The organism is Streptomyces sp. NPDC019531 (genome assembly GCF_044903305.1).
Taxonomy (GTDB): Bacteria; Actinomycetota; Actinomycetes; order Streptomycetales; family Streptomycetaceae; genus Streptomyces.
This window is the reverse complement of record NZ_JBJDQL010000034.1, coordinates 95,701-106,058: the sequence shown is the minus strand read 5'-3', so window position 1 is coordinate 106,058 and position 10,358 is coordinate 95,701. Positions and strand designations below refer to the sequence as shown.

General features: G+C 70.0%; 11 protein-coding genes and 1 pseudogene. 9 read left to right on the top strand and 3 right to left on the bottom strand.

Annotated features, from left to right (window positions below; genetic code table 11):
• Together ACI2L1_RS32065 and ACI2L1_RS32060 are read left to right on the top strand one after the other, a co-directional pair.
• Positions 1 to 919: hypothetical protein (locus ACI2L1_RS32065; protein WP_404742910.1), on the top strand; the 919-nt coding region annotated here is incomplete at its 5' end.
• A 51-nt stretch (positions 920 to 970) separates the two neighbouring features.
• A complete protein-coding gene (locus ACI2L1_RS32060; RefSeq protein ID WP_404742909.1) occupies positions 971 to 2,428 on the top strand; it encodes an arabinose isomerase in 1,458 nt (485 codons plus the stop codon).
• A 325-nt stretch (positions 2,429 to 2,753) separates the two neighbouring features.
• Here the strand turns inward: ACI2L1_RS32060 and ACI2L1_RS32055 are convergent, their stop codons facing one another.
• A complete protein-coding gene (locus ACI2L1_RS32055) occupies positions 2,754 to 2,957 on the bottom strand; it encodes a hypothetical protein (RefSeq protein WP_404742908.1) in 204 nt (67 codons plus the stop codon).
• 538 nt (positions 2,958 to 3,495) lie between these two features.
• On the opposite strand from ACI2L1_RS32055, the gene ACI2L1_RS32050 reads away from it, so the two are divergent.
• Genes ACI2L1_RS32050 through ACI2L1_RS32040 form a run of 3 tightly spaced genes read left to right on the top strand, consistent with a single transcriptional unit; the run spans position 3,496 to position 5,674 of the window.
• Positions 3,496 to 4,569 (top strand): Rieske 2Fe-2S domain-containing protein, encoded by a 1,074-nt coding sequence (locus tag ACI2L1_RS32050; protein WP_404742907.1) that lies wholly within the window; start codon positions 3,496 to 3,498, stop codon positions 4,567 to 4,569.
• Positions 4,566 to 4,739 carry a hypothetical protein gene (locus ACI2L1_RS32045; protein ID WP_404742906.1) on the top strand — a complete coding sequence of 58 codons (174 nt, stop codon included), beginning with the start codon at positions 4,566 to 4,568 and terminating at the stop codon, positions 4,737 to 4,739. The genes ACI2L1_RS32050 and ACI2L1_RS32045 overlap by 4 nt, the downstream gene beginning before the upstream one ends.
• A complete protein-coding gene (locus ACI2L1_RS32040) occupies positions 4,736 to 5,674 on the top strand; it encodes a PDR/VanB family oxidoreductase (protein ID WP_404742905.1) in 939 nt (312 codons plus the stop codon). Before ACI2L1_RS32045 ends, ACI2L1_RS32040 begins: the two co-directional genes overlap by 4 nt.
• On the opposite strand, the gene ACI2L1_RS32035 is transcribed toward ACI2L1_RS32040, so the two are convergent.
• Positions 5,589 to 6,458, bottom strand: a complete 870-nt coding sequence (locus ACI2L1_RS32035; protein ID WP_404742904.1) for an IclR family transcriptional regulator C-terminal domain-containing protein — start codon at positions 6,456 to 6,458, stop codon at positions 5,589 to 5,591. The two genes, ACI2L1_RS32040 and ACI2L1_RS32035, sit on opposite strands and share 86 nt — an antisense overlap.
• A gap of 205 nt (positions 6,459 to 6,663) precedes the next feature.
• On the opposite strand from ACI2L1_RS32035, the gene ACI2L1_RS32030 reads away from it, so the two are divergent.
• From ACI2L1_RS32030 to ACI2L1_RS32015, 4 genes are read left to right on the top strand one after another with little or no spacing between them, the layout of a single operon-like run.
• On the top strand, positions 6,664 to 7,635 hold the full coding sequence (locus tag ACI2L1_RS32030; RefSeq protein WP_404742903.1) for an ABC transporter substrate-binding protein: 972 nt from the start codon (positions 6,664 to 6,666) through the stop codon (positions 7,633 to 7,635).
• Positions 7,632 to 8,405: an ABC transporter permease gene (locus tag ACI2L1_RS32025; protein WP_404742902.1), complete on the top strand. Its 774-nt coding sequence runs from the start codon at positions 7,632 to 7,634 to the stop codon at positions 8,403 to 8,405. Before ACI2L1_RS32030 ends, ACI2L1_RS32025 begins: the two co-directional genes overlap by 4 nt.
• Entirely contained in the window at positions 8,402 to 9,181 is a 780-nt protein-coding gene (locus ACI2L1_RS32020) for an ABC transporter permease (RefSeq protein ID WP_404742901.1), read from the top strand. Before ACI2L1_RS32025 ends, ACI2L1_RS32020 begins: the two co-directional genes overlap by 4 nt.
• Positions 9,182 to 9,207: 26 nt before the next feature.
• Positions 9,208 to 10,023 carry an ABC transporter ATP-binding protein gene (locus tag ACI2L1_RS32015; RefSeq protein WP_404742900.1) on the top strand — a complete coding sequence of 272 codons (816 nt, stop codon included), beginning with the start codon at positions 9,208 to 9,210 and terminating at the stop codon, positions 10,021 to 10,023.
• Here the strand turns inward: ACI2L1_RS32015 and ACI2L1_RS32010 are convergent.
• Positions 9,992 to 10,290, bottom strand: a pseudogene (locus ACI2L1_RS32010) (hypothetical protein); the annotation flags it as partial. The gene ACI2L1_RS32015 and the pseudogene ACI2L1_RS32010 sit on opposite strands and share 32 nt — an antisense overlap.
• Positions 10,291 to 10,358 lie beyond the last annotated feature (68 nt).

The window sequence follows — 10,358 nt, the reverse complement described above, 5'->3', positions numbered from 1 at the left end:
GGACGGGGGTGAGCGCTCGGCCAACCCGTACTCCGCGGGACCGATGTTCACCCTCTCCGAGCAACCCATGGACTACCGCACGCTGGCCGCGATCTACCTGGCCATCCGCGCGGAGGCCTCGCGGCGCGGGCTCCAGGTGAACCTGCTGGAGTATCTGGAGCCCGGACCGGAGTTCTGCGTCAGCGAGTGGAAGACCGTACGGCACCCGGAGGTGGCCGCCGGCACCGCCGACGCCGGCGGCCACCTGGTGCCCGGCGTGATCGACGTGACGGCCCCGCTCCTCGCCGACGCCCGGCCTTACGCCGCCTTCCCCGGCGGCGTTCCGGGCGGGTTGCCGGCCGGGGACTTCGTCGCCGCCCAGACGGCCGCGTTCGTCGCCGACTTCGGGCTGGACGGGGTCATGCTCGGCAACCAGTTCGGCCTGGTCGGTTTCTGGCATCCGGACCAGGCCCCACCTCTCACTCCCCACCGGTCCGCCGGGATCGAACGGTTCTTCCTGCGCCTGCGCGAGGCCATGGGGAACGGGCTCGTCTACTGGATGGACACCTACTGGCGGGCCGAGGTGGAGCGGTCGGCCTGGGGCATGACCGACGCCGCCTACCGGACGCTCGACGCCATCCTGGTCAGCACCTTCGCCGTGCTGGTGGAACGTACCGAGATCGTGCCCAACCTGCTGAGCAAGGCCGCGCTCGGCGGACCGCGGTCGCTGCTCGGACTGGACTTCGTCGACCCCTGGTACTGGTACCGCACCTACCTCGACGACCGGCGCACCTACCTCTACCAGCGCGACGTGCTGACCGCGCACGCCGAGGCGATCGGCGGTGTCTCCTTCTTCGCCAACGACACCTTCGGCCACTTCGTACCGGAGCCCGAGCTGTCGCTGACGCTGGAGGTGGTGAGGAAGGCCGAGTACAGCTGAGCCGAGGTCCACGCCCGCTCTTTTTGAATCGCTACGAGACTGTGAGGCACGATGACTTCCCTGTTCGAGCCTGGGCCCGGCACCGGCGGTCTCCCCCGGATCACCCCCCGGCCGACCCGCGTCGGACTCGTCTCCGGCGGACTCGGCGCGTACTGGCCGCAGTTCCCCGACCTGCTGCCGCAGCTGCGGCGGTCGGCGGACCGGGTCGCCGAGCGGCTGGCCCAACTGGACTGTGAGGTCGTCGACGTCGGCTTCATCTCGGACGCCGAGGACGGTGCCCGCGCGGCGGAACGGCTCCGCGCCGCCGGCTGCGACATCATCCTCGGCTTCCTCACCACCTACATGACCGCGACCATGCTGGTCCCGGTCGCCCAGCGCAGCGGCGCCCCCGTGCTGTTGCTGAACCTCCAGCCGACCGAGGCGATGGACCACGAGACCTTCGACACCGGGCAGTGGCTCGCGTACTGCGGGGCATGTCCGCTGCCGGAGATGGCCAACGCGTTCCGCCGGTGCGGGGTGCCGTTCCGGTCGGTTTCCGGATACCTGGAGGAGGAGGCCGCCTGGACGAAGATCTCCTCCTGGGTCCGGGCCGCTGGGGTGCGTGCCGCGCTACGGCACGGGCGGCACGGCCTGCTCGGCCACCTCTACCCCGGCATGCTGGACGTGGCCACGGACCTCACGCTGGTCCCGGCCCAACTCGGCGGGCATGTCGAGGTGTTGGAGATCGACGACCTGCGGGTACGGGTCGAGAAGGTGAGCGACGCGGAGACGGATGCCCGGGTCGCGCTGGCCCGGGAGGTGTTCACCCTCGACGACTCCGTCCAGGAGGACGACCTGCGCTGGGGTGCGACCGTGTCCGTCGCACTCGACCGGCTGGTCGAGGACTTCTCCCTGGACAGTCTCGCGTACTACCACCGCGGTCTCGACGGCGAGACCCACGAGCGGGTGGCGGCCGGCTTCATCCTGGGTGCCTCGCTGCTGACCGCGCGCGGCATCCCGGCCTGTGGCGAGTACGAGCTGCGCACCTCGCTCGCCATGCTGGTGCTCGACCGGCTCGGCGCGGGCGGCTCGTTCACCGAGATCCAGGCGCTCAACTTCACCGACGACGTGGTCGAGATGGGCCACGACGGCCCCGGCCACCTCGCGATCAGCGACGGGCGCCCGATCCTGCGCGGACTCGGCGTGTACCACGGCAAGCGCGGCTGGGGGGTGTCCGTGGAGTTCGACGTCAGGCATGGCCCGGTCACCGCGTTCGGCATCGGGCAGGAACGCGACGGGACGTACCGGTTCATCGCCTCGGAGGGCAGGACCGTACCCGGACCGCTGCTGCGGATCGGAAACACCACGTCCCGGGTGGACTTCGGCTGCCATCCGGGCGAGTGGACCGACGCCTGGTCCGCGTCCGGGATCGCCCACCACTGGGCGCTGGGCACCGGGCACCGCATCGGCGAGCTGCGCGCGGTCGCCGACCTGCTCGGGCTCGACCTGGTCGACGTGAACCCGCGCTGACCGACTCAGGCCCGCCGCCGGCACCTCCCCTGCCGGCCGTCGATCGTGAGGCGTGTCGTACCAGCGGCTCCTCGACCCGCGGACACGGTCCACGGCCGGCGCAGGCGGCGGCACGATCGCCCCGTCCCCTCACGCGCGGTGCGGGGACGGGGCGATCGTGCGTTCTCAGCCGGCGGGCGCTGGACAGCCCATCCGGCTCATGCGGGGTCCCCGCCCTTGTTGAGCCAGGCGCGCACCGACCCGTCGCCCGAGACCACGAGGTAGTCGGCCTTGTTGTCGCGGTTGATGTCCGCCAGGCGAAGGCTCGCCCGGGACGCTCCGACCCCTACGGCGAAGACGCCCCGGTTGGTCCAACCGCCGCGGCCCTCACCGCCGTTGTTCTGATGGAGCCACTCAGCAGTTCATCGTCCTGGTGGAGCCCGTCGAGGAGCTGCTGGGTGTTGGTCGGGGCGAGCCCCTCGGCGTCATAGTTGATCACCACATCGCCTTCGGCGACGGTCACCGCCGCCACTTTGCCCGGCTTGTCCACGCATTCGATGCGGATGCTGGCGCACCCCCGGCGGCGGCCGGTTCCGGCTGCGTGCTCGTGGGTCCTGCCGGCGCACATGGCGCGGACTGGAACGCGGGGGCTGTCTTCATCTGCGCCGCGATCGTCAACGCGTTGAGGCTTCCACCCGTCAAGGCGCCCGCCGCGGCGAGGGAACACGCGAGCCCGACCGCGATCCATCGGATGGTTACGCCCAGACTTCGCAGCCTGGGTCTTCGTCTTCGCTTCAACAATGCCTTCTGCCTCTCATGAGGGCAGCGCGCCCGCGATCCGGATGCCCGGCCGACTGAGCCGCCGCCGCGGACACACGGCCGCCCACGATTCGCACCGGCCCTTGGCACTGACTCGTCCTCGGCTCGCAGGGCGGGCACAGCGACACAGCCTCCCCCCGTGAACGGCGATCAGCGCCAGTCCGAGCAGGTGATTCACCGAACTCCTTCCGTAAGACGGAAGAGGTCTTGCGGCGCTGTCCCGGCTCTCCGGACCATGACCTCACCGCAGACAGACGGGAGCCGCACGCATGCCTCACACCACCGCCTTCGCCAAAAACCAGTGGTACGTCGCCGCCTACAGCCATGAGGTCGGGCGCGAGGAACTGCTCGGCCGGACGATTCTCGGTGAGCCGCTCGTGTTCTACCGCACGGAGGAGGACGGCACACCCGTCGCGCTCGCCGACCGTTGTGTGCACCGGCGGTTCCCGCTGCACGAGAAGCCCAGCCGGCTCGACGGCGACCGGCTCGTGTGCGGGTACCACGGGTTCACGTACGACACGACGGGCACCTGTGTGTACGTGCCCGGTCAGAAGCGCGTGCCGCGTACCGCCCGCGTCGCCTCCTACCCCGTCGTCGAGCTGGACTCCCTGGTCTGGGTCTGGATCGGCGACCCGGCCCTCGCCGACGCCGACACCATCCCGCGGGCCAGGCACCTCGACTCCCCCGGCTGGGTCACCGTCCGCGGCATGGAGCCGATCGACGCCGACTACGGTCTGTTGGTCGACAACCTCCTCGATCTCTCCCACGAGACGTATCTGCACGGCGGCTACATCGGCACCCCCGAGGTCGCCGAGACGCCGATCACCACCGAGGTCGACGAGGGCGCCGGCATCGTACGGGTGAGCCGGCACATGGACGACGCCGAGTGCCCGCCGTTCTACGCCAAGTCCACCGGCATCGAGGGGCGGATCACCCGCTGGCAGGACATCGAGTACCACGCGCCCTGTCTGTACCTGCTGCACAGCCGCATCGCCCCGGTCGGTGTGCTGCCCGAGGCCGACGGCAGCGACCCGAACGGCTTCCACACCGAGATCACGTACGCCATCACGCCGTCCGCCGACGGCAAGGTGTACGACTTCTGGATGGTCTCCCGCGACTGGGCGACCGAGGACGCCGAGGTCACCGAGTTCCTGCGGGGCAACAACCACACCGTCGTCATGCAGGACGTCGACGCGCTCAATCTGCTGCAACGGACGCTCGGCACCGAGCGCACCGGCTACCAGGAGCTGAGCATCAACATCGACACCGGCGGTCTCGCCGCCCGCCGTATCCTCGCCCGTCTCGTCGAGGAGGGCGACAAGCCCGTGGAGAAGGTCCTGTGAGTGCCGCGCCCACCGGGGAGATCTACCGCATCGACTGGCTGCCGGGCACCGACACCCTGCACGGCACCTGTCACTGCGGCCGCGAGCACACCTCGCAGGACCCGATCGAGATGTGGGAGTGGATGCTCGCCCACCCCCAGGGACACGAACCGCGAGGAAACAGCTCATGAGTGACGCCTACGAAGCCGAACTCGTCGTCGACCGCACGGACTTCGCGGCGGATGGCGTGCTCGCCCTCACCCTGCGCCACCCGCTGGGCGAACAGCTCCCGGCATGGGAGCCCGGCGCCCATATCGACGTGCTGCTCGGGCCCGGCCTGGAGCGGCAGTACTCCCTGTGCGGCGACCCCGCCGATCGCACCGCCTGGCGGATAGCCGTGCTGCGCGAGCCGGACGGACGCGGTGGATCCGCCCATGTGCACGAGCAGTTGGAGCAGGGCGGCAAGGTCCGGGTGCGCGGGCCGCGCAACCACTTCGCTCTGCGGTCCGCGCCCCGCTACCGCTTCATCGCGGGCGGCATCGGCATCACCCCGATCCTCCCGATGCTCGCGGCGGCGGAGGACGAGGGCGCGGAGTGGACGCTGCTGTACGGCGGGCGGACGCGCAACTCCATGGCGTTCACCGGGGAGTTGAGCCGCTACGGCGACCGCGTCCGGGTCGCTCCGCAGGACGAGACCGGTCTCCTGGACCTCGCCTCGGTGCTGGACGGCGTCTCCGAGGGCACGCTCGTCTACTGCTGCGGTCCCGGTCCGCTGCTCGACGCGGTGGAGGAGCGCTGCCCGGCCGGACTGCTGCACGTGGAGCGGTTCACGCCGAAGGAGCAACCGGCGGGCGAGAACACGGAGTTCGAGGTCGAGCTGGCGCAGACCGGGACCACCGTCACCGTCCCCGCGGACGTCTCCGTGCTCGACGCCGTCCGGGCCTCCGGTGTGGAGGTGCTGTTCTCCTGTACCGAGGGCACCTGCGGCACCTGTGAGACCGATGTCCTCGAAGGCACCCCGGATCACCGGGACTCGGTGCTCACCGACGAGGAGCGGGAGGCCGGGGAGACGATGATGATCTGTGTGTCCCGGTGCCGGGGGAAGAAGCTCGTACTGGACCTGTAGTCGCGAGGCCTTGGGTCATCCCCAGGTCGGCCTCGATGCCGGCCACGGTCTCCAGCAGCGCCGGCAGCAGGTCCCGCCGGGCCGCGGCGAGTGTCGTACGGCCCGCCTGCACCGGGATGTTGACCGCCGCCACCACCTCGCCGTCCCGGTCCCGCACCGGGGCGGCGATCGAGCGCAGCCCCTCCTCCAACTCCTGGTCGACGACCGCGTATCCCTGCCGCCGCACCCGCTCCAGTTCCGCCCGCAGGAGGTCGGCGGAGACGATCGTGCGGGCGGTGAGCGGGACCCACTCGACGCGGGCGAGCCGCACTTCGAGCTCATCCGCCGACAGGTGCGCGAGGATCACCCGCCCGACCGAGGTGACATGGGCGGGGAAGCGGGTGCCGACGGTGATCGCCGCCGTCATGATGCGGTGCGCGGGCACCCTGGCCACGTACACGATGTCGTCGGCGTCGAGCACGCACAGGGACGACGACTCCCTTGTGTTCTCGACCAGTTGCTCCAGATGCGGTTCGGCGATCTGGGCCAGCGAGAAGCTCGACAGGTAGGAGTACCCGAGCTCCAGGACCCGCGGGGTGAGCCGGTAGGTGCGGCCGTCGGCGCGGACGTATCCGAGGTCGGCCAGCGTCAGCAGGAAGCGGCGGGCCGCCGCGCGGGTCAGTCCGCAGACGCGGGCGACCTCGCTGAGGGTGAGTTCCGGGCGGTCGGCGTCGAAGGCGCGGATGACGGCGAGGCCGCGCTCCAGGGACCGTACGAAATGGGGGGCGCGGTCCGCTCGTTGCATCGTCGCCTCCGGAGGGACGCACGAGGTGCGCTGAGCGCGTAGGCTAGGCGCACACTTCGATAACTGTCAACAATATTGTTAGCCAAAGGCATTGACCCTGCCTCGCCAGACCAATACCTTTCGCGCTGAGCACCACTGTGCGGTCTGCGCACAGCCTGTCGGAAGCACGGCCTGTCGGAACAACGAAGTCTGCACAGGAGGAGCCATGCGTCGTCTGCTCGCCGCCCTTGCGGCCGGAGCATTCCTGGTCACCGTGTCGGCCTGTGGCTCGTCCGGCGACTCGGGGGCCTCGGACGGGGGATCGTCGTCCGGCGGGACCACCACCGTCAAGCTCGGCCTCATTCCGATCGTCGATGTCGCGCCGGTCTATCTGGGCCAGAAGAAGGGCTTCTACAGCAAGCACGGACTGAAACTGGAGATATCGACCGCGTCGGGCGGCGCGGCGATCGTGCCCGGAGTGGCCAGCGGGCAGTTCCAGTTCGGGTTCTCCAACGTCACCTCCCTTCTCCTCGCCCAGTCGTCCGGGGTGCCGATCAAGGCGGTCTCCAACGGCATCGCCTCAACGGGCGTGGACGGCAAGGACTTTGCCGCGATCACCGTGAAGAAGGGCAGCTCGATCAAGTCCGCGAAGGACCTGGAGGGCAAGAAGGTCGCCATCAACACCCTGAAGAACATCAACGAGTCCGCGGTGCGCGAGTCGGTCCGCAAGGCCGGCGGCGACCCGGACAAGGTCAAGTTCGTGGAGCTGGCCTTCGACCAGATGCCCGCCGCCCTCGACAGCGGCCAGGTCGACGCGGCCTGCGCGGTCGAGCCCGCGCTGGCCACCATCAAGGGCCAGGGCGGCCAGGTGATCGCCTCCCCGATGGTGGACGTTGCCGCGAACACCACGGTCGCCATGTACTTCACCTCGACGCAGTACCAGCAGCAGCACGCCGACGTGGTGAAGCAGTTCCAGGAGGCCACCGCCGAGTCCCTCGCCTACGCCGACGCCCACCCGGACGAGGCACGCCAGATCATCACGACGTACACCAAGATCCCGGCGTCGGTGCTGGAGCAGGTGATCCTCCCGAAGTGGCCGGCCGAGCCGAACAAGGCCTCGATCGAGGCGCTGGCGAAGCTGGGCGAGGAGGACGGGTTCTTCAAGAAGACCCCCGACGTGGACGCGCTCCTTCCGTGAGGTTCCAGAACGCGGCGCTGGGCGCCGCCGGGCTCGCGGCCTTCCTCGCCCTGGGCGAGGCGGTGCCGCGGCTCGGTCTGGTGAAGGAGGAGTACTTCCCGCCGACCAGCCGGATCGCGCGCGCCTTCGCCGACGAGCTCTCCGACAACACCTTCTGGACGGCGCTCGGCGACACCCTCACCGGCTGGGCCCTGGGCCTGGCCATCGCCGCCTCGGCGGGGATCGTGGTCGGGGTGGTCGTGTCGGTCGTGCCGTATCTGCGCGAGGCGACGGCCTCCACGATCGAGTTCCTGCGCCCGATCCCCTCGGTCGCCCTCATCCCGCTGGCGGTGCTGTTGTACGGCAGCGAACTGCGCTCGGTGCTGCTGCTCGTGGTGTACGCCAGCTTCTGGCAGGTCCTCATCCAGACGCTCTACGGCGTCCAGGACGTCGACCCCGTCGCCGACGAGACGGCACGGTCGTACGGTCTCGGCACCTGGGCGCGGGTCCGGCACGTGCTGTGGCCGACCGCGCTGCCGTATGTGATGACCGGTGTCCGGCTGGCCGCCGCGGTCGCGCTGATCCTCGCCATCACCGGTGAACTCGTCATCGGGGCACCGGGGTTGGGCGCACGGATCGCGGTCGCACAGAACTCCCAGGCGGTGCCCGAGATGTACGCGCTGATCGTCGTGACCGGTCTTCTGGGGCTGCTCATCAACGTCGGCGCGCGTACCGTGGAGCGACGGGCGCTGGCCTGGCACCAGTCGGTGCGCGGGGAGGTGGCGGTGTGAAGCGCTTCGCACTCCAGTTGGCCTTCGTTCTCGCGCTGCCCGCGCTGCTGGTCGCGGGCTGGTGGCTGGCCTCGGCCGACAGCACCAACGTCTTCTGGCCGCCGCTGCGCACGATCATGCAGACCTTCCCGGACGTGTGGACCGGCGAGCGGCTGCGCGACGACGTCCTGCCGAGCATCTGGCGGCTGACGGCCGGCCTCGCCCTGGCCGCCGTGGTCGGGGTGGCCCTCGGCACGGTCATCGGCTCCTACCGGCGGGTGCGGGCGGTGTGCGAGCCGGTCCTGGAGTTCCTGCGCGCGGTCCCGCCACCGGTCCTTGTGCCGGTCATCATGCTGTTCGCGGGCATCGGCGACACCATGAAGGTCACGGTGATCGTGAGCGGCTGTGTGTGGCCGATCCTGCTCAACACGGTCGAGGGGGTCCGCGCGGTCGATCCGGTGATGGTGGAGACGGCCCGCTCCTACGGCATCACCGGGCAGTCGCGGCTGCGCCATCTGGTGCTGCGCTCGGCGAGTCCGCAGATCTTCGCGGGCCTGCGCCAGGCGCTGTCGATCGGCATCATCCTGATGGTGATCAGCGAGATGTTCGCGGCCAGCAACGGCATCGGCTTCACCATCGTCCAGTTCCAGCGCAGCTTCGCGGTCCCCGACATGTGGACCGGGATCATCGTGCTCGGTCTGCTCGGCTATCTGCTGTCCGTCGTCTTCCAGTTGGTCGAGCGGCGGGTCCTCGCCTGGTACCACGGCCTGCGCGCCTCGGCCCGGCGGTCCCCGTGAGTCACCCGAACGTGAAAGGGCGGTCCATGCTCGACGTACGCGGCCTGAAAAAGGTCTACGAAGGGTCAGGGCGCCGTGTGGAGGCGGTGCGGGACCTCACCTTCACCGTCGAGGCGGGCGAACTCGTGTGTCTCGTCGGCCCGTCGGGCTGCGGCAAGACGACCCTGCTGAAGTGCATGGGCGGTCTGCTCACCCCGACAAGCGGCGAAGTCCACCTGGGCGGGCGGAAGGTGAGCGGTCCCCCGCCCGGGATGGCGTTCGTCTTCCAGGAGTACGGGCGCAGCCTGTTCCCCTGGATGCGGGTCGCCGACAACGTCGAACTCCCTTTGAAACAGAAGGACTTGACCAAGTCGAGGCGACGGGAGCTGGTCACCGACGCGCTGGAGTCGGTGGGCCTGTCCGACGCCGCCGGGGCGTACCCCTGGCAACTCTCCGGCGGTATGCAGCAGCGTGTCGCGATCGCCCGCGCCCTGGCGTACGAGCCCGAAGTCCTGCTGATGGACGAGCCGTTCGCGGCGGTCGACGCACAGACCCGCGCCGACCTGGAGGATCTCGTACGACGGCTGTGGCGCGAGCGCGGCATCACGATCCTGTTCGTCACCCATGACATCGACGAGGCGGTGTACCTGGGTGAGCGGGTGATCGTGCTCTCGGCCTCCCCCACGGTCGTGCGGGAGCAGCTCAAGGTGGATCTGCCGGACGAGCGGGACCAGTTGCACACGCGTGTGGCTCCGCGCTTCGCCGAACTGCGCACCCATGTGTACGAACAGATCCAGGCGGCGAAGCGCGGAGTGGTTCAGGACGCCGCGGTCACGAAGTCCGATACGCCTCCACTTCGCTGAACTGCCCTCGGGCCAGCCGGTGTTGGCGCTGACGGTGAGGCGGAGACACCTCAGGCCGGTGTCACCGGGCAGGGAGACGGTGGCCGTGTTGCAGGGCGTGCAGACGCCCTGGGAGCCGGTCGCGGGCGTCGGGCGGCCCTTGGCGAGGTTGCGGTTCGGGTCCGGGTCGGGGTTGCCCTGCCCCGGCTGCGGACAGGTCGAGCAGTCCGACCATGTGCCGCTCCAGCCGGAGTTGCCGCCGCCGTCGACGACGGCGACAGACGGGCTTCCGTCACGCCCGACTGGCGGTCGCCAAGTCGATCGACGGCCGCTGCGCCACGTGGACACGCAGACAC